Genomic DNA, 22,547 nt, shown 5'->3' on the forward strand with positions numbered 1-22,547 from the left:
CCACACTCATCACAAACGGATATGACTGGTTCTGGACTAACCGGAAGCTCACCACTGCAAAGGTGTCCGGCTCCTGGCCGTCAACCTCCAGCGTAAAGCGAAGACCTTTTAAGGTCATAAATACCTCTCAGACATATCAGCCTATATTTACCGTGCCGCCACCAATAACCACGCCGCCGCAGTCAACAGCATCACCGGTTCTGGCGGCGGGCAGGCCGTCAATAAAGACGGTTGAAGAACCTCTGGCGATTTTACGGGGATGAGGGGGATGCTTCGGTTTAGCATGCGGCGTCAGCGGATCTCCCTGACGGGCTGCGGGGAGACCATCGATAAAAACGGTGGATGACCCGGCGGTGATGACGGTCTCGTAATAACCGTCGTGCTGGGTGCCTTTGTCGGTAAGTTTGGCTGCTAAAGGCATAATTCCTCCTGTTCAGAATTTCTACAGCAGCAGGTTTCAAAAATCCGGAGAAATATTCAACGAAATATTAATCACTTCACCGGATATTCTGATACGTACCTTCACTGGTCTATTTAAGTAATACAAATTGTTGGCGTGTATTAAGTTCCATTTTGTTCTCCTTAATTATGTAAGGAGTATTTGATCATGTATAAGCAATAAAAACAGCTTCAGGAAATAAGGAATATCGCAATTTTTAAACATAAAATGCGAATCGTTCAATACAAAAAAGCAGCGTTGCGTAATCTTTCCCTGATTAAATACGCTACCGCCCTACCCTGATGACATGATCTGCACTGCACTATCATATCGACATGTTTCTCTACATGCGAAAAGATGTTTTATTTTCGGATTATATTAAATTGATATTTCATATAAAAAACGAAATTACATCAATCATATAAATAGTTGTGCCAACTTTAATTACTATTCATAGCAAACAAATGGATATCCAGTTAACTACGCCAGTGATTCATTAACATTAATCTCCGGCATTGTTGTTAAATAATGGCATTCCTTTTTAGTACTTCTTGTAACTTTGGTATCTGACATACAGCATCAGCAATCGCACTGATATTCGTGGCATTATCCTGAAACCATTCATGCCCAGGCCCCCATGTGCGCATTGTGCAAAGATAACAGTCCACCAGCGTTAGTTGCTCACCAAACGCATAAGGTTCAGCGGTCAGTTGTGAATTCAGCCAGATATAAAGCGATTTGCGATATTCAATAACATTCTTCTTTAACTGTTCAGGCGCGTCAGGAGCCCAACGCTCAGGGTAATCGGCGAAAGTGAACGTTGGATAGACATTAGCAACCAGCCAGACCAATAGCCGTTGAAACTGCTGACGTTCGGCGCGCCTAACCGGTGGCGCAAGGTCCGGGCGACGATCGAGAACCATCAATGCAATCGCCGCTGTCTCCGTCATAATCTCGTCATTTTCCAGCGCCAATGTCGGAATCTGACACAACGGGTTCAGGGTTTTCAATAACTCGCGTGAAGTTCCCTCGTGGTCAAAACCACTGACATCAACGAACTGATAAGGAATATCAGCCAGTGATAGCATCAGCTCACTGATTGTAGAGCCCCATCCGGGTACGCCATACACCTTAATCATATGCCCCTCACAATCTTTTAAAGATTAAGTGTAGGACAGTACACAGGTTAACCAGCAAAAGGATTTGTCATTTTTTCGTCAGTTGTATTATTCCCCTTCAGGATTGTAAGGGGATGTTTTGCATCGTTTATCGATAACGGGTAGGATGCTGCGCCGATAGTTTTATACCCATAAAGAATAATGGTGATAACTATCATCGCCAGGATGAATAAACATTGTTCATGGCAACTTATATGACTTTTTCATTAAAGCAATCAGGGAGAGCAATGAGTAAACACGACACCGACACTTCAGATCAGCACGCCGCGAAACGCCGCTGGCTTAATGCCCACGAAGAGGGGTATCACAAAGCGATGGGCAATCGCCAGGTACAGATGATCGCCATCGGCGGCGCGATTGGCACCGGCTTGTTTTTAGGCGCTGGAGCCCGACTGCAAATGGCGGGGCCAGCACTGGCACTGGTCTATTTAATCTGCGGCCTGTTTTCATTTTTTATTCTGCGTGCATTGGGTGAGCTGGTGCTACACCGCCCTTCCAGTGGCAGTTTTGTCTCTTATGCCCGCGAGTTTTTAGGAGAGAAAGCCGCTTACGTTGCAGGCTGGATGTACTTCATCAACTGGGCGATGACGGGGATTGTCGATATTACCGCCGTCGCTCTGTATATGCATTACTGGGGTGCGTTTGGCGGCGTGCCGCAGTGGGTCTTTGCGCTCGCTGCGCTGACCATCGTTGGCACCATGAATATGATTGGTGTGAAATGGTTTGCGGAGATGGAGTTCTGGTTTGCGCTTATTAAAGTGCTCGCCATCGTGACCTTTTTGGTCGTGGGTACAGTGTTCCTCGGTAGCGGTCAGCCGCTGGATGGCAACACCACTGGCTTTCATTTAATTACCGATAATGGCGGTTTCTTTCCCCACGGTTTACTGCCTGCTTTGGTGTTGATTCAGGGTGTAGTGTTTGCTTTTGCCTCCATTGAAATGGTGGGTACAGCTGCCGGAGAATGTAAAGATCCGCAGACCATGGTGCCTAAAGCCATTAACAGTGTGATTTGGCGTATTGGCCTGTTTTACGTCGGCTCCGTGGTGTTGCTGGTTATGTTATTGCCGTGGAGCGCGTATCAGGCGGGGCAAAGTCCGTTCGTGACGTTTTTCTCTAAACTGGGTGTGCCGTACATCGGCAGCATTATGAACATTGTGGTGCTGACCGCTGCCCTCTCCAGCCTGAACTCAGGTCTGTACTGCACCGGACGTATTCTGCGCTCAATGGCGATGGGCGGCTCTGCACCAAGTTTCATGGCGAAAATGAGTCGTCAGCATGTGCCTTATGCCGGGATCCTGGCGACGCTGGTCGTTTATGTTGTTGGCGTATTCCTTAACTATCTGGTGCCGTCGCGCGTATTTGAGATTGTGTTGAACTTCGCGTCGCTGGGAATCATCGCTTCATGGGCGTTTATCATCGTGTGCCAGATGCGCCTGCGTAAAGCGATTAAAGAAGGCAAAGCAGCGGATGTCAGTTTTAAACTGCCTGGCGCGCCCTTCACTTCCTGGCTGACATTACTGTTTTTACTGAGTGTCCTTGTGCTGATGGCGTTCGATTACCCGAACGGGACTTATACTATCGCGGCGCTGCCGATTATCGGTATTCTGCTGGTTGTAGGCTGGTTTGGTGTACGCAAACGCGTTGCAGAAATACACAGCACTGCGCCAGTCGTCGAGGAAGATGAAGAAAAACAGGAAATTGTGTTTAAGCCAGAGACGGCGAGTTAATTGCAAAATTGCCCGGCTATGTGCCGGGCAAATTCAGATTAGAAGCGAGGGTGCCGGATGCGGCGTGATAAAAGTCAGGCAAGTCTCTCAGTTTTCACCCTCGCCATACCTAATACAGCGCAATACGAATCACATCATCCGGCTGGGTAGCTTCCTGCTGTTTAGTGGATTTTTGTTTCACACTGACATACAGCGTTTTACCATCGGCAGACAGCGCCAGGCTGTTCGGATGAGTCGGCGTATCGAACGTTTTCACCACTTTATAGCTTTTCGCGTCAATCACACTGACTTTACCTGCCTGACGATGCGTTACGTAGGCTTCATTACGCGCTGGGTTAAACAGCACAGCCAGTGATTCCGGTGCCGCAACCTTCGCCAGAATATTGCCATTACGGGTATCGACCACTAGCACTTCTGCGGCTTTAGAATCGGTGATAAATGCACGCTGCCTGGCGGTATCAAGGCTGATGTTGATAAAGAAGTGATCTTTGCCGTCATCCAGCAGCTTTTTACGGCTGAGGATTTTATTGTCGGCGGTGTCGATGGTAATCAATTCGCCGTCAGCGTTAGTGGTGTAAAGACGTTTACCTTTGCTATCCAGCGCCAGACCGGTACTCATTTTACCGGTGTTCTGGATGGCGGTTTTCAGTTTGATATTCTCGCCATCAACGACCCAAATCACGCTCTCTTTACCAATACCACTGATGTAAACGGTGTTCGTGGCATCATCAGCTACCAGCTCACGCGGTTGCAGCGGGCGCACCTCTTCCGTGCGCTTACGATCATCCAGCACCAGACGGCCTTTCACTTCGCCCGTTTTGGCATCTATCGCCGTGACCGCGCTGTTTACGGTGTTACCAAACCACAACGTCTGAGTCGTGTTATTGATGGTGGCACCAAACGGCTTGAGATCGTTATGGATCGCCTGCGTCACTTCCAGAGTGACCGGATCAAGACGATAAACCACGCCACCTTTATCCAGTTTGCGGCTTTGCGAAGTGGCGAGCCACAGCGCGTTTTCTTGCTGGCTATAAGCCATTTCGTAGGCACCTTTACCTACCGCTTTACGCAGCATTTCTTCTGCGGCCTGCGTACTGAATGATGAAGCAACAAGCAATGAACCTAACAGTAATGAACCACGCAGGCGCGATGAAAACAGATGACGTAAATGCATGACGACTCCCTTTGATGAACCGATATTTTTGCTGCTTCACAATGCTTCGCTAAGCGTAATCATCGTTACGCTCTTGTTATAAATGGGAATGGTAATCATTATTTTCTCAAATGTGGAGCATTTCTTGCCGTTACGACTACAATTTTCTCAATTACTTAACGTATTGTGCCGTTTCATTTTCCATAAATTTACAATTTCATTACCATGACGGCGTTTTCCCATTCTTAACCTGGCTTTTTTCATGAAGATTTTTTCCGTCCGACAGACCGTTTTGCCCGCACTGCTTGTCCTTTCCCCCGTTGTTTTTGCCGCTGATGAACAGACTATGATTGTCAGTGCCGCACCGCAGGTGGTTTCAGAACTGGATACCCCAGCAGCAGTAAGCGTGGTGGATGGCGAGGAGATGCGCCTGGCAACACCGCGCATTAACTTGTCCGAATCACTGACCGGCGTGCCTGGTTTGCAGGTACAAAACCGGCAGAACTATGCGCAAGATTTACAGCTGTCGATTCGCGGATTTGGCTCCCGCTCCACTTACGGTATTCGCGGTATTCGCCTGTATGTGGACGGTATTCCCGCCACCATGCCCGACGGGCAAGGGCAAACATCCAACATCGATTTAAGCAGTGTGCAAAATGTGGAAGTGCTGCGTGGCCCCTTCTCTGCCCTGTATGGCAACGCGTCTGGCGGTGTAATGAATGTCACCACCCAGACCGGACAACAGCCACCAACCATTGAAGCCAGTAGTTACTACGGCAGTTTTGGCAGCTGGCGCTATGGGCTGAAAGCAACGGGCGCAACGGGAGACGGCACACAGCCCGGTGATGTCGATTACACCGTCTCAACCACGCGTTTTACGACCCACGGCTATCGTGATCATAGTGGCGCACAGAAAAATTTAGCCAATGCCAAACTGGGCGTTCGCATTGATGACGCCAGCAAATTAAGCCTGATTTTCAATAGTGTGGATATCAAAGCAGATGACCCAGGTGGGCTAACCGAAGCAGAATGGAAGGCGAATCCGCAACAAGCGCCACGCGCTGAACAGTACGACACGCGAAAAACCATCAAGCAAACTCAGGCTGGGTTGCTCTATGAACGTAGCCTAAGTTCGCAGGATGATATGAGTGTGATGATGTATGCCGGAGAACGAGAAACGACCCAGTACCAGTCAATCCCAATGGCCCCCCAACTTAACCCATCGCATGCGGGCGGTGTGATTACTCTACAACGTCATTACCAGGGGATAGACAGCCGCTGGACACACCGTGGCGAACTGGGTGTTCCGGTCACGTTCACTACCGGCCTGAACTACGAAAACATGAGTGAAAACCGTAAAGGCTACAACAACTTCCGCCTGAACAGCGGTGTGCCGGAGTACGGGCAAAAAGGTGAGTTGCGCCGCGACGAACGCAATCTGATGTGGAACGTCGATCCTTATTTACAAACGCAGTGGCAGCTGAGCGAAAAACTGTCGCTGGATGCTGGCGTGCGCTACAGCTCCGTATGGTTTGATTCCAACGATCATTACATTACTCCGGGTAACGGCGATGACAGTGGTGATGCCAGTTATCACAAATGGCTACCAGCCGGATCGTTAAAATATGCAATGACCGATGCCTGGAATATCTATCTGGCAGCCGGGCGTGGTTTTGAAACGCCGACGATTAATGAGCTGTCTTATCGTGCTGACGGTCAAAGCGGTATGAACTTTGGTTTAAAACCATCCACCAACGATACAATTGAGATCGGCAGTAAAACGCGTATTGGTAATGGGCTGCTTAGTCTCGCATTGTTCCAGACCGACACCGATGATGAAATTGTTGTCGATAACAGTAGCGGTGGGCGTACGACTTACAAAAATGCCGGAAAGACCCGTCGTCAAGGCGCTGAACTGGCATGGGATCAACGTTTCGCGGGAGATTTTCGCGTAAAAGCGTCCTGGACCTGGCTTGATGCGACCTATCGCAGCAATGTGTGCAATGAACATGATTGTAACGGTAACCGGATGCCAGGGATCGCCCGTAATATGGGCTTTGCGTCGATAGGTTATGTACCGGAAGATGGCTGGTATGCAGGTACGGAAGCGCGTTATATGGGCGATATTATGGCCGATGATGAAAATACGGCCAAAGCGCCGTCTTATACTCTCGTCGGCTTATTCTCCGGGTATAAATACAATTTCCACAATTTAACTGTGGATTTATTTGGTCGTGTCGATAATTTATTCGATAAAGAATACGTTGGTTCTGTCATTGTCAATGAGTCGAACGGGCGATATTACGAACCTGCGCCCGGGCGAAATTATGGTATCGGCGTGAATGTTGCGTGGCGATTTGAGTGATTATCTTGATGCCCGGTATTTGCCGGGCATTTAATTTAACGATTATATTGCTGGTATAACATAGCAACATTTTGTTGCATAATTTCAGCAAGACAATGTCTGCATCGCTCTTTGTCTTTTACTTTCAACGCGGCGAGTAGTTCATGATAGCTTTCTATACGATCCTGTAATTCCGCTGGATTAATCGCTTCATAAAGATAATGTAAACCAGGTCCCATCCTGACCCACAGTTGCTCAATCATCTCACACAGGATGGGCATATTTGAACGATGATAAATCGCTAAGCGAAATAACCTGTTCGCATTAATGATTTGTTCCATGTCGCCCTTTTCTTGCGCCTGCTGTAATTTCTCGAGCAATTCCTCTAGTTCCGCCAGGTCTTGCGGGGTGAGGTATTCAACAGCCAGAGTAACTGCCATTAATTCCAGCTCGTAGCGGATCCGATTGATTTCGTCTAATTGACGTTTCCCCACTTCCGGAACTGTAAATGCTTGCGCTGGTGCGACAGAAAGCGCATTCACCGAAACCAGACGTAATAATGCTTCACGCACAGGTGTAATACTCATACCTAATTGCTCCGCCAGATTTTTAGTAATCAGGCGTGCGCCAGGTTTTAGTGCGCCAATACTTAGTTGATGTTTCAGGTCGTTCTCAACCTGCATAGTCAAACTGACATGTTTCATTTTTTCCGTTCCAGGCATTTTACTTCCTTCGCGTGTTTTCTTTCCGACCCTGCCTGCATAGCAGAAGGCGTTCACCTGGTGTGTTAAAATGAATAATCATAAGCCACTCACCTTTGTAGTTATTAGCAGCAGAACAATGATGTGGTCAGTTAATTAAAGCTGAAAATAAGCTTTTTGCCTGGATTTTTATGGCGGCCTTACGCCGCCGTTGAAACTTTAATCATCATCCGCCACGCGGATCACCACTTTGCCAAAGTTTTTACCCTTCAGCAGGCCGATAAACGTCTGTGGGGCGTTCTCCAAACCGTTGGTAATTTGTTCACGATAGTGAATTTTCCCCTCTTTCACCCATTGTCCCATCTCCTGCTGAAACTCATGGATACGGTGACCATAATCCTGACCAATAATAAACCCTTGCAAGCGAATGCGTTTTTTCAGCACCGTTGCCATCAACAGGGGTAAACGATCCGGACCGGGTGGTAGCTCTGTAGCGTTATAGCTGCTCACTAAGCCGCAGACGGGAATGCGCGCGGATGTATTGAGTAACGGTAGCACCGCATCAAATACCTTACCGCCAACGTTTTCATAATAAATATCGATACCTTTTGGGCACGCTTTCGCCAGTTGCTCGGCAAAATCATCCGCGTGATGGTCAAGGCAGACATCGAAGCCCAACACCTCGGTAGCATGGCGGCATTTTTCCGCGCCACCAGCTACCCCCACCACTCTGCAACCTTTAAGTTTGCCGATTTGCCCCACCGTCGCCCCCACTGGTCCTGTCGCTGCAGCTACCACCAACGTTTCGCCTTCTTTGGGCTGACCGATATCCAGCAGGCCCATATAAGCGGTAAAGCCTGGCATCCCCAGCACACCCAGCGACCACGATGGATTTTGCGGATGATCGCCAAGTTTCACCAAATCATCACCACTGGATATGTCATAGTCCTGCCATCCACTGTAGCCCAGCACCCAGTCACCAGGCTGGTAATCAGGATGATTTGACTCCACGACACGGCTCACCGTACCGCCGACCATCACGCCGTCAATGTCAACCGGCGGTGAATAAGATGGCTCATCGCTCATACGTCCACGCATATACGGGTCCAGTGACAAATAAACTGTGCGCAGTAATACCTGTCCTTCACCCGGTGTGGCGACATCATCTTCTTCAAGACGAAAATTCTCCGGAACCGGCGCGCCATGCGGACGCGAGGCCAGAACCCAACGTCGATTACGCTGCTTTTGTTGCCCCATAATGCTCTCCTGTGCTTTTGGCATGAATCCATCAATAGTAGCAGGCTCGCAGGATTGGTTTTGTTTGCAGTCGTCACATCCCCTCTGCAACACGCAATAATTTCATCGAGGAATCCGTTGCTTCGGGCTGTTTTCGATAGTATTGATAACGTCATTATCATTATTTTATCGAGGCCAGACATGTCCATCCGTTTTGCCCGCAAAGCCGACTGTGCTGCCATTGCGGAAATTTATAACCACGCCGTGTTGTATACGGCGGCTATCTGGAATGACCAAACGGTGGATGCAGATAACCGCATTGCCTGGTTTGAAGCGCGGACCATAGCAGGTTATCCGGTGCTGGTGAGTGAAGAAGATGGCGTAGTGACGGGATATGCCTCGTTTGGCGACTGGCGTAGTTTCGATGGTTTTCGCCATACCGTGGAGCATTCGGTTTATGTCCATCCCGATCATCAGGGCAAAGGTCTTGGGCGTAAATTGTTAAGCCGATTGATTGATGAAGCGCGGGATTGCGGGAAGCATGTCATGGTCGCCGGGATCGAATCGCAAAATCAGGCTTCGCTGCATCTGCACCAGTCGCTGGGATTTGTCATCACCGCACAAATGCCGCAGGTGGGCACTAAATTTGGGCGCTGGCTGGATCTGACATTTATGCAGTTGCAACTTGACGAACGCAGTGAACCGGACGCAATCTGATGAATCAGTCGCTTACCCTTGCCTTTTTGATTGCCGCAGGGATTGGTCTGGTCGTCCAGAACACGCTAATGGTGCGCATCACCCAGACCTCCTCTACCATTCTCATCGCCATGTTGCTGAACTCACTGGTAGGGATTGTGCTCTTTGTTTCTATTTTATGGTTTAAACAAGGCATGGCGGGGTTTGGCGAACTGGTGTCCAGCGTACGCTGGTGGACACTTATACCCGGCTTGCTTGGATCTTTTTTTGTCTTCGCCAGTATCAGCGGATATCAGAATTTGGGAGCGGCGACAACTATTGCAGTACTGGTCGCCAGCCAGCTAATTGGCGGTCTGGTGCTGGATATCTTCCGCAGCCAGGGCGTACCACTACGGGCGTTGATCGGCCCAATTTGTGGCGCAATTTTACTTGTGGTTGGCGCCTGGCTGGTGGCCAGACGCGCATTTTAATCAGAGGATGGTGCCGCCTTTGGTTAACTGTTCGTGGCGCGCTTCCATATCTTCTTTATGCTTGCGACCGTGATGGGCGATCGCTGTGCGCAGACGTTGCTGCTGGGTGTAGCGATCTTCCCGACTTAACTCCGCGTCATCGCTCAGGACGATTAATAATTCGTTCATATGGGCAATGACGCTCTCTTCAATCGCGGCATCCACGCGCGCGATGACTTCATCCAGATGCGACATACTTTCTCCTTAGCCACTTGTGAAATTTATCGATTCATCCAAATGATATAAGTCTGCGTGGTGCCGTCAAGCCAGTGCGTAAGATTTAAAACAGTGAAAACAACAGCGCCACCGGGAAACTCATCGGCCATGTTGCCCCCACCAGAAAGGCGCTTAAGAAACGGATGCGTTTCTTATCGTGAGAAAGAAACCAGGTGATAAGAAATGCGATTGCTGCCATAACCGCATAAAAAACAAGCATGTGTTGATAGAGAGACATGTACGGGCGTCCAGCCAGATGAATAAAACGCGCGCAAATATGCGTCATTTTTTGACGTACATCAAGTTTTTTCACCAGTTTGAGAAAAAATCATCAACAGCAACTTGCCCTTATCCATCTTCAGAATAAGTATTATTGCGGATTTTCTTAACCCGTACTATACACATAGGGGCAATGATAAAAGGTGGCAAAAATGAATGTTTCCAGTAGAACTGTAGTACTGATAAATGTCTTTGCTGCTGTTGGTTTGTTTACTCTTATCTCTATGAGATTTGGCTGGTTTATTTGATGTAGTGATTTTGCACGCAGCACGTACTGTCAGAGAAATCAGTGCTCTGACAGTACGCAAGATCATCTCATACTCTCCAGGTTTACAACATTATCCTTAATATTTACTTCTTTTTGCTGACATCTACATTGAAATAAGTAGAAAATATCCCCCTCCTATCGTCCTTACAGACAGCTTACTGATTCAAAGGGAACTTTGTTTTCACATTTTTCTATCATCATTACTTTAGACGCGCGGGGTCTATAAATGCTTTATACTTTCAGGGAATAAAGTAAATATAAAAAGATGGCATAAAGTATATGCATGACAGGATGTTTGCAACCTCCTTGAGGACGCTGTCCCATTGAAATTGCAAACCCCGCACTGGTTATCTGCCCATTTATCATGTAAAACAGACAATTATAGATCTCTGAATATCTCAGAAAGATTGAATTTTTTATAGTCCCTCTCTTGAATATTTCCATTTGATATCAATCGATTCATCTCTTCAACAAAGTAATTTATATCATCACATTTGTTATTATCCGGAAGATCTGAGTAATTATAATTCCACCACTTTATTCTCAACAATTCATCAATAATATTTGAATCAAATCTAAATCTGATTATTTTTGCAGGTACCCCTGCAACTATGGCGTAGGGAGGTACATTTTTCGTAACAACAGAATTGGCAGCAATAACAGCACCATCACCTATTGCGATACCACCTTTCAATACAACATCATTTCCTATCCAGACATCGTTTCCTATAATCGGATTTTCAGGTTTGGTAATGAATGGTTTCAATGTCCAGGGCCGCTCGAACTCACTCAAGGCAAATTTATCAAATTCACCGTTATAAGTCATCATGTGAGTAGTAAAACGATTCATAGGATGATTTCCACCCATTATTTTTACATTTGATGCTATACTACAAAATCGTCCTATATGTATATTCCCCGAAAAATGACAAGTTGGAAATGAAAATGCACCTACACTGGAAAAATTTTTTACAGGCATTGTTGAATATTCTTCAGCAATAACATTCTCTTCAATTGATATTTTGTCACCTTTTGAGAAAAGAAATAAATTCCTTTCTTTGTAAGACTTCTTCCCTTTATGATTTAAAAATATTTTATTATCCATGCAAAATTCAAAGTGTTTTTTCGTCCACCTAAAGGTAATGGTTTTATTTTTATCTTCCGTGAATTTATATAACTGTACGTTCATACTAAAGATATCTACTTTTACTTATAAATTATTAGTTGAATAACGATACTCTAAAGTCTTCTATGAATCAACCATGACAGGATGAAAAATCACCATCATACCTTTAGCGCATAATAGTCGTTTAACTTTTCCACTCGTTTTAATGTATTCATTCTTATTAATCGCCAATGACTCAAAACTTCAAACGATAGTGGCCATCATATAATTTCATATAACAGCCACTAGCATTTAACTTAATGTTTAACCATGACATGGCGGACGACGGTGTAATCCTCCAGCCCATAAAGTGACATATCCTTGCCGTAACCAGAAAGTTTCTGTCCACCGTGCGGCATTTCACTTACCAGCATGAAATGGGTATTGACCCAGGTACAACCATATTGCAGCCGTGCGCTGACACGATGCGCCCTGCCCACATCTTTAGTCCATACCGAAGATGCAAGTCCGTACTGGCTGTCATTCGCCCAGTTCACCACCTGTTCTTCATTGTCAAAGGCCGTCACGCTCACCACCGGACCAAATACCTCTTTTTGCACGATGGCATCGTCCTGTAACGCGCCAGCCAGCAGCGTAGGCGCGTAGTAATAACCATTACCCTTGCGCTTTTCACCACCGGTGATCACTTTTATGTGCCCTGTCTCTTTCGCCTCTTCTACCGCCTTGCTGACACGTTCGAGATGCGCCAGCGAGCTTAAAGGTCCAAGCTCCGTAGACTCATCATCCGGTGCACCAGATTTTAACGTTGCCACAGCAGCACCAAGTTTTTCCACCAGCGTATCGTAAATACCTTTTTGCGCGTAGATCCGACAAGCCGCAGTACAATCCTGTCCGGCATTGTAATAGCCAAAAGTACGTACACCTTCGACCACCGATTCAATATCCGCATCATCAAAAACTATCACTGGCGCTTTGCCACCAAGTTCCATATGAGTACGCTTTATGGACGGCGCGGTATGGCTGATGATGTGTTCCCCAGTGGCGATAGAGCCCGTCAGCGACACCATCCGCACTTTGGGATGTCCGGTCAGCGGATCGCCCACCGTTTTGCCTCTGCCAAACAGTATGTTAATCACGCCTGCCGGGAAGATATCTTTCGCCAGCTCTGCCAGCTTCAACGCGGTCAGCGGGGTAATTTCTGATGGTTTGAGCACTACGCAGTTCCCTGCCGCCAGCGCCGGAGCCAGTTTCCACGCTGCCATCATCAGCGGATAATTCCACGGTGCGATAGAAGCCACGACCCCCAACGGATCGCGACGGATCATCGAAGTATGACCTTCAAGATATTCACCTGCCGCCAGACCATTCATACAGCGCGCCGCACCAGCGAAAAAGCGAAAGACATCGACAATCGCCGGAATTTCATCATTGAACGCACTATGCAGCGGTTTGCCACAATTACGGGACTCCAGTTCGGCAAAAACCTGACCATTTTCTTCAATAACATCGGCCAGTTTCAGCAGGCATTCCGCACGCGCTTTCGGCGTGGTTTGCCCCCATTCGGCAAATGCTGCATCTGCCGCGCGAACAGCAGCATCCACCTGCTCTGCGGATGCCTCGGCAATCTCCAGTAAAACGTCCCCCGTTGCCGGATTATAGACAGGCTGTTTTTCCCCTTCGCCGCTAACCAGTTCTCCGTTAATCAGTAACTTATGTTGCATAGCATATTCCTGTATCAGTGGTTATTGACCATTGTCGCCTTCGCGGGTTAGCCCCCAGGATCGGCAAGGTTGTTACCAACATAACCAGCAGTGCCACCACGTTGGTTACCGGTACATCACGTGGTCGCCCAAGCTGATTGAGCAACCACAACGGTAACGTTCGTTCATGACCTGCCGTAAAGGTCGTAACGATGATTTCATCGAACGACAAGGCAAACGCCAGCATTCCTCCTGCCAGTAGCGCCGAACTGAGATTCGGCAACACCACGTAGCGGAAGGTTTGCCAGCCATTGGCCCCAAGATCCATTGACGCCTCAACCAGACTCCAGGAGGTGCGGCGAAAACGGGCGATGACATTGTTAAACACCACCACTACGCAAAAAGTCGCATGACCGACCACGATGGTGAAAAATCCCGGCTCCAGATTGATGGTTTTAAAAGCGGTTAATAGCGCCAGACCAGTGACAATGCCCGGCAGCGCAATGGGCAGCAGAAGTAACAACGAAATGGCGTTTTTGCCGAAAAAGTCTCGTCGCCACAGCGCGGCAGCTGCCAGCGTTCCTAATACCAGCGCAATTAATGTCGCCAGCGCCGCCACTTTAAGTGACAGTGTCACGGCATCAAGAATGTCACTACGCTGTGCTGCCACGCTAAACCATTGCAATGTCAGGCCTTGCGGTGGAAAACTAAATGCTGCATCTTCGGTATTAAAAGCATAGGCGGCGATAATCAGGATGGGAAAATGAAGGAAAACCACGCCGCCCCAGGCCGCCAGTTTAAGGAAAAACGGTGCGCGTTCAGAGTGCATCGAATGCTCCCAGACGTTTCACGAACGCCAGGTACAGTGCGATGAGAACAATCGGCACCAGAGTAAAAGCCGCCGCCATCGGCATATTGCCAATCGCCCCTTGCTGAGAGTAGACCATATTGCCAATAAAATACCCCGGAGGGCCAACCAGTTGTGGGACGATAAAATCGCCCAGTGTGAGCGAGAAGGTAAAGATAGAGCCAGCGGCAATACCCGGGATCGCCAGCGGCAACACTACATAGCGGAAAGTTTGTCGAGGACGAGCGCCAAGATCAGCCGACGCCTGCAACAGTGACGGCGGCAAACGCTCAAGCGCCGCCTGCACGGGCAGGATCATGAACGGCAGCCAGATATAAAGAAACACGAGAAAGCGTCCCAATCCTGACGTTGACAGCGTATTGCCACCCACCGCGGGTAACGTAAGGAACGCCGTGAGTAGCGGCTCCAACCCCAGATGGTGTAAAAACCACTGCGCCACGCCATCTTTTGCCAGCAATAATGTCCAGGCATAAGCTTTAACAATGTAGCTTGCCCACATTGGCAGCATCACCGCAATATAGAAGAACGCTTTCATTTTCCCGCTGGTATAGCGCGCCATATACCACGCCATCGGAAAAGCCAGAATGGCGCTGGCGATAGTGACAGCCACAGCCATGGTTAGCGTGCGGAGGATGATGTCGTAATTCGCCGGATTAAACAGCGCACGGATATTCGCCAGCGTCAGTTCTGGCGTTACCGACATGGTGAAATCGTCAAAGGTATAAAAGCCCTGCCATAATAGCGTCAGCAGCGAGCCGAAATAGATGATACCAAACCACATCAGCGGACCAAGCAGCAGCAAAAACAGCCCCAGTCCCGGTTTCCGCCAGAAGAATCCTGACACCTTACCCAGATTTGGACGTGAAGGTGATTGCAATACGTTCATCGCCATTCACCTCTCCTCAACCAGCGGCACCATCACATCGCGCGACCAGGAAACCATCACCTGTTGTCCGGGCGTGAGCGTGGCTGGCAGTTCTTCGCCTGTGATATTGGCCTGACTCACCAGCAGTTTTTCACCGCCATTCAGTCTCAGTTCAAAACGGGTCGCCGCGCCCTGATACTGCACCGCCTGGATCGTGCCATTAACTTGCACTTCGCCGGGGGTGTTGAGGCGGATATGTTCCGGTCTCAGGGCAAAACTGCCTATCATGCCGCAAAGATTCTCGGCCATTAGCGGCTCAAAAACGTTGGATGTCCCGACGAATCCCGCAACAAACGGCGTGCGCGGACGCATATAGAGATCGCGCGGGGAATCGACCTGCTCAATACGACCGTTGTTGAATACCGCAACACGATCTGACATCGATAATGCCTCGCCCTGATCGTGGGTGACGAAAATAAATGTGATACCGAGAGACTGTTGCAGCTTTTTTAGCTCCAGTTGCATCTGCTCACGCAGCTTAAGATCCAGTGCGCCGAGCGGTTCATCCAGCAGCAATACGCGCGGTTCATTCACTAACGCTCTGGCAATGGCAACCCGCTGACGCTGACCACCAGAAAGTTGTGACGGTTTACGTTGCTGTACAAATCCGAGCGCCACTTTCTCCAGCGCCTCTTGCGCCATTACGTGTCGCTGTTTTTTATCCACCCCTTTGACCATCAGCCCATAGGCCACGTTGTCAAGAATCGACATATGCGGAAAAAGCGCGTAGTCCTGGAAAACGGTATTCACGTCCCGCTCCCACGGTGGCAGATTGCTGGCGGGTTTACCAAAGATAGATATAGTCCCGCCGGAAAGCTGTTCGAATCCAGCAATCAGGCGCAGGCAGGTGGTTTTGCCGGAGCCAGACGGCCCCAGCATTGAGAAAAACTCACCATCTTTTATCGCAATACTGACACCATCTACCGCGCGCACATCACCATACAGTCGCGATACGTTGTCAAACTCCACTGCGTACGTCATAAAACACCCCAGCGAAGTTAGCGGCCGCCCATAATGGCAATATAATCCTGCGTCCAGCGACTGTAGGGAACAAACTTGCCCCCTTCTGCTATAGGCGTTTTCCAGAAGGCGATTTTATCGAAATAGTTAAAACCGTTTGTTTCACAACCTTTTTCGCCTAATAACGGACTGGCTTTACACCCTTCCGGCACTACCGGTAACGAACCAAACCAGGCCGCCACATCGCCCTGCACTTTTGGCGTTAATGACCAGTTCATCCATTTGTAGGCGCAAACCGGATGTTTCGCTTCGCTATGTAGCATGGTGGTATCAGCCCAACCGGTAACGCCCTCCTTCGGGAATACGGTAGCGACAGACTGACCCTCGGCTTTCAAGGCGTTGGCCTGATAAGGCCATGCACTGGAAGCAACCACACCCTCGTTTTTGAAATCACTCATTTGCACGGTAGTGTCATGCCAGTAGCGATGGATCAAACTATGTTGATCGCGCAGCACTTTCAGCACCGCCTGGTACTGTTCTTCGGTGAGTTGATACGGATCGCTGATGCCCAACTGCGGCTGAGTGGCTTTAACGAACAACGCAGCGTCCGCAATATAAATAGGGCCATCATAAGCCTGAACGCGGCCTTTATTACTCTTGCCGTCCGGCAGATTCTGCGCAACAAAAACCACTTGCCAGCTATCCGGCGGGGTCGGGAAGGTTTTAGTGTTGTACATCAGCAGGTTCGGCCCCCATTGGTAAGGTGTGCCATAAACTTTGCCACTAACGTTAAACCAGTCGCCTTTAACCACACGCGGATCTAGCGTTTTCCAGTTGGGAATCAATGCGGTATTAATCGGCTGCACGCGTTTACCCATAATCAAACGCAGCGAGGCATCGCCGGATGCCGTAACCAGATCGTAACCCCCTTTGGTCATCAGACTGACCATTTCATCGGACGTCGCGGCGGTTTTTACATTCACCGCGCAACCTGTCTCTTTTTCGAATTGCGTTACCCAGTCGTATTGTTTATCGGTTTGTCCGCGTTCGATGTATCCCGGCCAGGCGATAATATCCAGTCGCCCTTCCGGTTTATCTAAATTGGTAGGTGGTTCGGCGGCGTGAGCGGTCATTATTGTCATGGTGAGCGCGCACAGGCTGCTGCGGGCAAATGTCTTGCTCATAAGGTCTTACTCCTGTCGAAATTAATTGTTCAGCCGCCGTGCCGTAAAAATATCTCCTTGTTTAACCATAGACGGCGGCTTGCAGGCACACCTTCGCCCCTGAGAAAATTTAATCAGGTTGTGAGCTACCGCGCATTATGCCGTCTGTGAGGTTATCTTCTGGAGTATAGACAAGGGGTTAGGAAATATGACTGCTATTCGAAATTCATATTACCCAACCTAAGAGGAATTAAATTAAACGCTATTACAGCCGTTCTTGAATAAGTTTGCCTAATTGTTTAACCGCCTGTTCTTCGCGCTCGCCCCACTGCCATGCAGTATTAAAACGAAAAAAACGTGACCAGTTTGCACCGGTAGAAAACATTTTACCCGGCGCAATACTGATATGATGCGTCAGTGCCGCAAGGCTTAATTCGCCCGCATCTAACGGCGCGGGGAGTTCCAGCCAGAGAAAATAACCGCTGTCATTATGATGAATTTTCACTTCCGCAGGCAGATAACGCAGCAGCGCCTGCCAGGCACGTTGTTTACGTTCCGCAAGCTGACGACGTAAACGACGAAGATGGGCGTCGTAACGGCGCGTGGAAAGATAATCCACCAGCGCAAGCTGCATCGGTGAACTGGTCGAAAGCGTACTCATCAATTGCAAGCGTTGAATTTTACGTGCATGTTTTCCGGCGGCGACCCAACCAATACGAAAACCTGGCACCAGACATTTCGAAAACGAAGAGCAATGCAAAACGCCATCGTGGCGATCCCACGCTTTCGCAGGCAGCGGTTTTTCCCGTCCAAAATAAAGTTCGCTGTAAACGTCATCTTCAATCAGCGTTACGTTGTACTGATTGAGCAACGCTACCAGCCACGCTTTTTTCTGCGGCGTTAAGGTAAATCCGAGTGGATTCTGGCTATTAGTCATCAGCCAGCACGCTTTCACCGGATACTCCTGCAACGCCAGTTCCAGCGCCTGAAGATCGATCCCTTCGTTAACGTCCGTCGCCACCGATAACGCCTTCAGCCGTAACCGCTCCAGCGCCTGCAACGCGCCGTAGAAACAAGGATTCTCTACTATCACCCAATCGCCTGGTTCCGTTACCGCTTGTAAACTGAGGTTTAATGCCTCTAACGCCCCGGCGGTAATGACAATTTCATCAGGAGAAATAGTGATGCCCTGTAAGGCATAGCGACGAGCAATAGCCTGACGCAGTTCTGCGTTTCCTGGCGGTAAGTTTTCAATCACGCTCATCGCCGTGGCGGTTTTGCTTACCTGCGCCAGCGAGCGGTTTAGTTGTTGGAGGGGGAAAAGTCGCGGGTCGGGAAAGGCCGAGGCAAACGGAACTACCGACGGATCGCGACTGGCCTGCAACATATCAAAAATATAGGTGTTGATATCGACTGCTTCATCTCGAGTGACTGGAATGACTGGCGCTTTCGGCATTTTTATTGCCTGTGGCGCAACGTAATAACCCGACTGCGGTCGCGCGATAATATGTCCCTGACTTTCGAGCAACTGATAGGCATGGCTGACGGTCATAAAGCTCATGCCAGAAAGCGCCACCTGGTCACGCAACGAAGGCAAACGATCTCCGGGTTGCCAGATCCCCGACGCAATCTGCTCGCGTAATTGTTCTGCAAGCTGCTGGTATTTTTTCATTATCGAATCGTTATTATGTGCAGGTGATTCGGCAGTCTATATCAGTTGTTAAAAATGACAACTTTTCATTAACTGTTATCAAACCATCACCAGCGATAACTCTTTGCCAAGCGCCTTAGCCGCAAGCTGGACGGCGTCGATTTTTGTCGCATGGTGCAAGTTAAATAAGCGAGTAATTTCCTGTTTAGGTTTGCCAATTCGCCTGGCTAACTCTTGCTGAGTGATTTCTGACTGTAAAAAAGCATTTAACAGCAATACCTTAGAGGCGACGCTCAAAGGCACTTCAATAAAGTGATCGTGACTATTTAATGGCGAAGTTTACCTCCGTGTGTAATGTGCTCGAAAATAGCACTAAATCGCCGCAACGGCAGAATGCAATGCAAAATCAGGAAGGAAGATTCCAGAATTTCTTTGCGCTAATTTGCAAAACTGAATAATAACCTCAAGAAACGATCGGCATCATAGCGGCAAAAGGTCAGAAAAAGGTGGCGAGATGTTTTCGAAGGCGTTATCGGTTGTCTTATTAACGTGTGCACTGTTCTCAGGACAACTCATGGCAGGGCACAAAGGACATGAATTTATGTGGGTAAAGAATGTGGATCATCAGCTGCGTCATGAAGCGGACAGCGATGAATTGCGTGCTGTGGCGGAAGAGTCGGCGGAAGGTTTGCGCGAGCATTTTTACTGGCAAAAATCGCGCAAACCAGAAGCGGGACAGCGTTGAGTCATTTGTTGCCGGATGCGGCATAACGCCTTACCCGGCCGACAAGATCATGCAGATTCAATAAGTTGTGAGTAACCAGAAAACTGGCGTTTTACCCTTTTCGCTTCGGCAATGTTTTCAGCAGCTCATCCGGACTAACGGATGCCACTACGCTTCCCGGTAACGGCATTTTCAGTATGTGATTTTTGATTTTGCCAATGACGTGCATCTCGCATGGGCGGCAATCAAACTTTAGCGTTAACACTTCATCGCCGTTAACCAGTTGCATTGGCGTCGCCTTCCAGCTTTTGATATTGCCTTTCGCCTGTTTCGGGCACAGATTGAAGGCAAAGCGCAGACAATGCTTGGTGATCATCACCGGCACTTCGCCCTTCTCTTCATGTGCCTCATACGCCGCGTCAATCAGTTGCACACCATAGCGATGATAAAATTCACGCGCTTTCTGGTTGTATACGTTCGCGAGGAAACTCAGATGCGTTTGCGGATAAACCGGCGCAGGGTCAGCAACCGGTTTACGACTGCCGCGCTGATAACTGGCAAGACGCGCAGCATCCAGCATTTCGGCGGCCTCACGGCGGAACTGATTTAACAGACTGTTCGGTACAAACAGCGCACCAGGCAGGTTAATTTGCACATCGCGGGCGTAATAGATGGTTTGCCCCAGCTTAGCCAGACCATCTTTCAGGTTATTAAGCGCTTTTTCGGCGTTATTAGCTTCGTCGAATTGTCCATCCAGCGTATGCGTGACGCTGACGCCCTCTTCACTGGTCAGGGTCAGAATCAGTTGTTCCTGCCAGCCGCCCAGTTCAATGTCTACCGCTACGCGACGTTCGCTGGATGTTTTGGTCAACGCCTGCTGCCAATTATGATCAAGATTACGGTTTAGTGGGTGATGCGGGCGAATTTTGTGCAAATCTGCTGGCATTTCATTGGGCCAGACGCGGTACTGATTTTCTCCGGTTTTCTCTACCGTATTCGCACGAAAACCGACGACTTCACGTTTAATCATCACGTTCAGGCCATCGCCATTTGCCAGTGGCTCGGTAACGGCAACATCAATATGATCTTTCGCTACTTTCAATACTTCGCCCACCGGCAGGCCGATAAATTTCGGCGAATCGAACGCGCCAATATCGCCTTTACGGGCATTCACAAAATAATCTGTGCTACCACGGTGGAAAGTCTTTTCCGTCGATGGAACAAAGAAATGTTCAGTACGACCTGATGAAGCGCGCGCCAGATCGCCACGTTCATCAATAATGGCGTCCAGCATTTGGCGATAATGCGCGGTGATATTCTTCACGTAGCTCATATCTTTGTAACGCCCTTCAATCTTGAAGGAGCGCACGCCAGCATCAATCAGCGCGCCGAGGTTGGCAGTCTGATCGTTATCTTTCATCGACAGCAAATGTTTTTCATAGGAAACCACTCGCCCTTGATCGTCTTTCAACGTGTATGGCAAACGGCATGCCTGCGAGCAATCGCCACGGTTGGCGCTACGCCCTGTTTGCGCATGAGAAATGTAGCACTGACCAGAATAGGCCACGCACAATGCACCATGAATAAAGAATTCAATGGTCGCGTCCGTGGCCTGGTGAATCGCGCGGATCTGCTCAAGATTCAGCTCTCGCGCCAGCACAATCTGCGTAAAGCCAACATCAGAGAGGAACTTCGCTTTTTCTACTGTGCGAATATCGCACTGCGTACTGGCGTGCAGTTCAATCGGCGGAATATCAAGTTCCAGAATCCCCATATCCTGAACAATCAGCGCATCGACGCCGGTCTGGTAGAGGTCGGTAATCAGCCGTTGCGCAGGGTCCAGCTCATCATCATGCAAAATGGTGTTAAGCGTGACGAAAATTTTTGCACCATAACGATGGGCAAACGGCACCAGTTCGGCAATATCTTTCAGGCTATTACTGGCATTATGACGGGCACCAAAACCAGGGCCGCCGATATAAACAGCATCGGCACCGTGCAAAATAGCTTCGCGGGCAATGGCGGCATCGCGTGCCGGGCTTAACAGTTCAAGTCGATGAGAAGATACGGTCACATTCTTATCCAGTAGCTGAAAAATGGCGGCTATTTTAGCCACAAGCGCGACGTTGCGAAATAGTTTTCCCGCTTAACTGCGTGGGTAATGGATGAGGGAATGAAAATGTACGATTTGCTCCCCACCATTACGATAGACATGCGTAACGTCTGCAGCAAATCGAGCGCCTTTTCCACAATTAAGGCTCTGCCATTCACCATCAACGCACAGATCAAGTTGCCCATCAATGACGACAACATGTTCGATTACTCCCTTCTCATGGGGCGTCGATTCACTTATTGCACCAGGTGCCATCTGAATGGAGAAGTGTTCAAAGCAGAGTTGTGGATCATAAGGAAACAGCGAAGTGATCACCATCGCCTGCTGTTGCGGATCATAAACTGAAGGCGTAGCGGACTGCGGCGGAGAAATAAATGTCGAAAATGGCACATTCAACCCGGTGGCAATTTTCCATAATGTCGCGACCGTCGGGCTGGACTCATTACGCTCAATCTGCCCTAACATCGCTTTAGAAACCCCCGTCGCTTCTGCCAGTCGCGAAAGACTCCAGCCGCGCTGCTGACGTAGTTGTTTAAGTGTGGTGGATAAAAAGCGAGTGAGATTTTCCATG

21 protein-coding genes and 3 pseudogenes are annotated in these 22,547 nt (G+C 48.9%); 6 read left to right on the forward strand and 18 right to left on the reverse strand.

The window, feature by feature from the left end; translation table 11 throughout:
• From FQ015_RS24780 to FQ015_RS20825, 3 genes and pseudogenes are all read right to left on the reverse strand, one after another.
• Positions 1-118: pseudogene (locus tag FQ015_RS24780) on the reverse strand (hypothetical protein); the annotation flags it as partial.
• A gap of 18 nt (positions 119-136) precedes the next feature.
• Positions 137-421 (reverse strand): type VI secretion system PAAR protein, encoded by a 285-nt coding sequence (locus FQ015_RS20820; protein WP_001127495.1) that lies wholly within the window; start codon positions 419-421, stop codon positions 137-139.
• Positions 422-960: 539 nt separating this feature from the next.
• A complete protein-coding gene (locus FQ015_RS20825) occupies positions 961-1,578 on the reverse strand; it encodes a glutathione S-transferase family protein (protein ID WP_039020874.1) in 618 nt (205 codons plus the stop codon).
• 266 nt (positions 1,579-1,844) lie between these two features.
• On the opposite strand from FQ015_RS20825, the gene ansP reads away from it, so the two are divergent.
• Positions 1,845-3,344 (forward strand): L-asparagine permease, encoded by a 1,500-nt coding sequence (gene ansP / locus FQ015_RS20830; RefSeq protein WP_089663153.1) that lies wholly within the window; start codon positions 1,845-1,847, stop codon positions 3,342-3,344.
• Positions 3,345-3,453: 109 nt separating this feature from the next.
• Here ansP and yncE read toward each other — a convergent pair whose 3' ends face one another.
• The gene (gene yncE, locus FQ015_RS20835) at positions 3,454-4,518 is read right to left on the reverse strand and encodes a 7-bladed beta-propeller protein YncE (protein ID WP_160524445.1); all 1,065 of its coding nucleotides are present in this window, start codon (positions 4,516-4,518) and stop codon (positions 3,454-3,456) included.
• 241 nt (positions 4,519-4,759) lie between these two features.
• Here yncE and pqqU point away from each other — a divergent pair, with 241 nt between their 5' ends.
• Positions 4,760-6,862 carry a TonB-dependent receptor PqqU gene (gene pqqU, locus FQ015_RS20840; protein WP_160524446.1) on the forward strand — a complete coding sequence of 701 codons (2,103 nt, stop codon included), beginning with the start codon at positions 4,760-4,762 and terminating at the stop codon, positions 6,860-6,862.
• Between the two features lie 35 nt (positions 6,863-6,897).
• Here pqqU and mcbR read toward each other — a convergent pair whose 3' ends face one another.
• Positions 6,898-7,563: a colanic acid/biofilm transcriptional regulator McbR gene (gene mcbR / locus FQ015_RS20845; RefSeq protein WP_001119578.1), complete on the reverse strand. Its 666-nt coding sequence runs from the start codon at positions 7,561-7,563 to the stop codon at positions 6,898-6,900.
• A 198-nt stretch (positions 7,564-7,761) separates the two neighbouring features.
• Positions 7,762-8,799 (reverse strand): NADPH-dependent curcumin/dihydrocurcumin reductase, encoded by a 1,038-nt coding sequence (gene curA, locus FQ015_RS20850; RefSeq protein WP_024212169.1) that lies wholly within the window; start codon positions 8,797-8,799, stop codon positions 7,762-7,764.
• A 180-nt stretch (positions 8,800-8,979) separates the two neighbouring features.
• Between curA and FQ015_RS20855 the strand changes: the two genes are divergently transcribed.
• Both FQ015_RS20855 and FQ015_RS20860 read left to right on the forward strand, forming a co-directional pair.
• The gene (locus FQ015_RS20855; protein ID WP_000027557.1) at positions 8,980-9,495 is read left to right on the forward strand and encodes a GNAT family N-acetyltransferase; all 516 of its coding nucleotides are present in this window, start codon (positions 8,980-8,982) and stop codon (positions 9,493-9,495) included.
• Complete coding sequence (locus tag FQ015_RS20860; protein WP_001076530.1) at positions 9,495-9,944, forward strand: DMT family transporter; 450 nt, start codon at positions 9,495-9,497, stop codon at positions 9,942-9,944. The genes FQ015_RS20855 and FQ015_RS20860 overlap by 1 nt, the downstream gene beginning before the upstream one ends.
• Here FQ015_RS20860 and ydcY read toward each other — a convergent pair whose 3' ends face one another.
• Together ydcY and ortT are read right to left on the reverse strand one after the other, a co-directional pair.
• A complete protein-coding gene (ydcY, locus tag FQ015_RS20865; RefSeq protein WP_160524447.1) occupies positions 9,945-10,178 on the reverse strand; it encodes a DUF2526 family protein YdcY in 234 nt (77 codons plus the stop codon). It lies immediately after the preceding gene.
• An 85-nt stretch (positions 10,179-10,263) separates the two neighbouring features.
• Positions 10,264-10,437: an orphan toxin OrtT gene (ortT, locus tag FQ015_RS20870; RefSeq protein WP_000061178.1), complete on the reverse strand. Its 174-nt coding sequence runs from the start codon at positions 10,435-10,437 to the stop codon at positions 10,264-10,266.
• Between the two features lie 193 nt (positions 10,438-10,630).
• On the opposite strand from ortT, the gene yncL reads away from it, so the two are divergent.
• On the forward strand, positions 10,631-10,726 hold the full coding sequence (gene yncL, locus FQ015_RS20875; protein WP_001303494.1) for a stress response membrane protein YncL: 96 nt from the start codon (positions 10,631-10,633) through the stop codon (positions 10,724-10,726).
• 399 nt (positions 10,727-11,125) lie between these two features.
• Here the strand turns inward: yncL and FQ015_RS20880 are convergent, their stop codons facing one another.
• The 8 genes and pseudogenes from FQ015_RS20880 to hicB form a co-directional block, all read right to left on the reverse strand.
• A complete protein-coding gene (locus tag FQ015_RS20880; RefSeq protein ID WP_160524448.1) occupies positions 11,126-11,935 on the reverse strand; it encodes a CatB-related O-acetyltransferase in 810 nt (269 codons plus the stop codon).
• A 233-nt stretch (positions 11,936-12,168) separates the two neighbouring features.
• Positions 12,169-13,593: an aminobutyraldehyde dehydrogenase gene (gene patD, locus FQ015_RS20885; RefSeq protein ID WP_160524449.1), complete on the reverse strand. Its 1,425-nt coding sequence runs from the start codon at positions 13,591-13,593 to the stop codon at positions 12,169-12,171.
• Positions 13,594-13,614: 21 nt separating this feature from the next.
• Positions 13,615-14,401 (reverse strand): annotated as a pseudogene (locus FQ015_RS20890) (ABC transporter permease).
• The gene (locus tag FQ015_RS20895; protein WP_160524451.1) at positions 14,391-15,332 is read right to left on the reverse strand and encodes an ABC transporter permease; all 942 of its coding nucleotides are present in this window, start codon (positions 15,330-15,332) and stop codon (positions 14,391-14,393) included. Before FQ015_RS20895 ends, FQ015_RS20890 begins: the two are co-directional and overlap by 11 nt.
• On the reverse strand, positions 15,333-16,346 hold the full coding sequence (locus tag FQ015_RS20900) for an ABC transporter ATP-binding protein (protein WP_160524452.1): 1,014 nt from the start codon (positions 16,344-16,346) through the stop codon (positions 15,333-15,335). It lies immediately after the preceding gene.
• Positions 16,347-16,363: 17 nt separating this feature from the next.
• Entirely contained in the window at positions 16,364-17,509 is a 1,146-nt protein-coding gene (gene ydcS / locus FQ015_RS20905; RefSeq protein WP_000047459.1) for a putative ABC transporter substrate-binding protein YdcS, read from the reverse strand.
• 244 nt (positions 17,510-17,753) lie between these two features.
• The gene (locus FQ015_RS20910; protein ID WP_160524453.1) at positions 17,754-19,160 is read right to left on the reverse strand and encodes an aminotransferase-like domain-containing protein; all 1,407 of its coding nucleotides are present in this window, start codon (positions 19,158-19,160) and stop codon (positions 17,754-17,756) included.
• A gap of 78 nt (positions 19,161-19,238) precedes the next feature.
• Positions 19,239-19,475: pseudogene (hicB, locus tag FQ015_RS20915) on the reverse strand (type II toxin-antitoxin system antitoxin HicB); the annotation flags it as partial.
• Between the two features lie 178 nt (positions 19,476-19,653).
• Here hicB and FQ015_RS20920 point away from each other — a divergent pair.
• Positions 19,654-19,884 carry a DUF2554 family protein gene (locus tag FQ015_RS20920; protein ID WP_000491567.1) on the forward strand — a complete coding sequence of 77 codons (231 nt, stop codon included), beginning with the start codon at positions 19,654-19,656 and terminating at the stop codon, positions 19,882-19,884.
• A 91-nt stretch (positions 19,885-19,975) separates the two neighbouring features.
• Here FQ015_RS20920 and rlhA read toward each other — a convergent pair whose 3' ends face one another.
• Positions 19,976-21,937 (reverse strand): 23S rRNA 5-hydroxycytidine C2501 synthase, encoded by a 1,962-nt coding sequence (gene rlhA / locus FQ015_RS20925; protein WP_160524454.1) that lies wholly within the window; start codon positions 21,935-21,937, stop codon positions 19,976-19,978.
• Between the two features lie 72 nt (positions 21,938-22,009).
• Positions 22,010-22,546: a DNA-binding transcriptional regulator SutR gene (gene sutR, locus FQ015_RS20930; RefSeq protein WP_096984131.1), complete on the reverse strand. Its 537-nt coding sequence runs from the start codon at positions 22,544-22,546 to the stop codon at positions 22,010-22,012.
• Position 22,547 lies beyond the last annotated feature (1 nt).

Origin of the sequence: Escherichia sp. HH26CH (assembly GCF_009820205.1) — a bacterium.
In the GTDB taxonomy this organism is placed as follows: Bacteria; Pseudomonadota; Gammaproteobacteria; order Enterobacterales; family Enterobacteriaceae; genus Escherichia; species Escherichia coli_F.

What these genes read in the sequence shown, in the direction of transcription:
- yncE (WP_160524445.1), bottom strand. Translation starts at nt 4,518, where the DNA reads ATGCATTTACGTCATCTGTTTTCATCGCGCCTGCGTGGTTCATTACTG.
- ydcY (WP_160524447.1), bottom strand. Translation starts at nt 10,178, where the DNA reads ATGTCGCATCTGGATGAAGTCATCGCGCGCGTGGATGCCGCGATTGAA.
- pqqU (WP_160524446.1), top strand. Translation starts at nt 4,760, where the DNA reads ATGAAGATTTTTTCCGTCCGACAGACCGTTTTGCCCGCACTGCTTGTC.
- FQ015_RS20900 (WP_160524452.1), bottom strand. Translation starts at nt 16,346, where the DNA reads ATGACGTACGCAGTGGAGTTTGACAACGTATCGCGACTGTATGGTGAT.
- ansP (WP_089663153.1), top strand. Translation starts at nt 1,845, where the DNA reads ATGAGTAAACACGACACCGACACTTCAGATCAGCACGCCGCGAAACGC.
- ydcS (WP_000047459.1), bottom strand. Translation starts at nt 17,509, where the DNA reads ATGAGCAAGACATTTGCCCGCAGCAGCCTGTGCGCGCTCACCATGACA.
- FQ015_RS20820 (WP_001127495.1), bottom strand. Translation starts at nt 421, where the DNA reads ATGCCTTTAGCAGCCAAACTTACCGACAAAGGCACCCAGCACGACGGT.
- FQ015_RS20880 (WP_160524448.1), bottom strand. Translation starts at nt 11,935, where the DNA reads ATGAACGTACAGTTATATAAATTCACGGAAGATAAAAATAAAACCATT.
- ortT (WP_000061178.1), bottom strand. Translation starts at nt 10,437, where the DNA reads ATGTCTCTCTATCAACACATGCTTGTTTTTTATGCGGTTATGGCAGCA.
- curA (WP_024212169.1), bottom strand. Translation starts at nt 8,799, where the DNA reads ATGGGGCAACAAAAGCAGCGTAATCGACGTTGGGTTCTGGCCTCGCGT.
- FQ015_RS20910 (WP_160524453.1), bottom strand. Translation starts at nt 19,160, where the DNA reads ATGAAAAAATACCAGCAGCTTGCAGAACAATTACGCGAGCAGATTGCG.
- FQ015_RS20825 (WP_039020874.1), bottom strand. Translation starts at nt 1,578, where the DNA reads ATGATTAAGGTGTATGGCGTACCCGGATGGGGCTCTACAATCAGTGAG.
- FQ015_RS20920 (WP_000491567.1), top strand. Translation starts at nt 19,654, where the DNA reads ATGTTTTCGAAGGCGTTATCGGTTGTCTTATTAACGTGTGCACTGTTC.
- patD (WP_160524449.1), bottom strand. Translation starts at nt 13,593, where the DNA reads ATGCAACATAAGTTACTGATTAACGGAGAACTGGTTAGCGGCGAAGGG.
- yncL (WP_001303494.1), top strand. Translation starts at nt 10,631, where the DNA reads ATGAATGTTTCCAGTAGAACTGTAGTACTGATAAATGTCTTTGCTGCT.
- FQ015_RS20860 (WP_001076530.1), top strand. Translation starts at nt 9,495, where the DNA reads ATGAATCAGTCGCTTACCCTTGCCTTTTTGATTGCCGCAGGGATTGGT.
- FQ015_RS20895 (WP_160524451.1), bottom strand. Translation starts at nt 15,332, where the DNA reads ATGGCGATGAACGTATTGCAATCACCTTCACGTCCAAATCTGGGTAAG.
- FQ015_RS20855 (WP_000027557.1), top strand. Translation starts at nt 8,980, where the DNA reads ATGTCCATCCGTTTTGCCCGCAAAGCCGACTGTGCTGCCATTGCGGAA.
- sutR (WP_096984131.1), bottom strand. Translation starts at nt 22,546, where the DNA reads ATGGAAAATCTCACTCGCTTTTTATCCACCACACTTAAACAACTACGT.
- mcbR (WP_001119578.1), bottom strand. Translation starts at nt 7,563, where the DNA reads ATGCCTGGAACGGAAAAAATGAAACATGTCAGTTTGACTATGCAGGTT.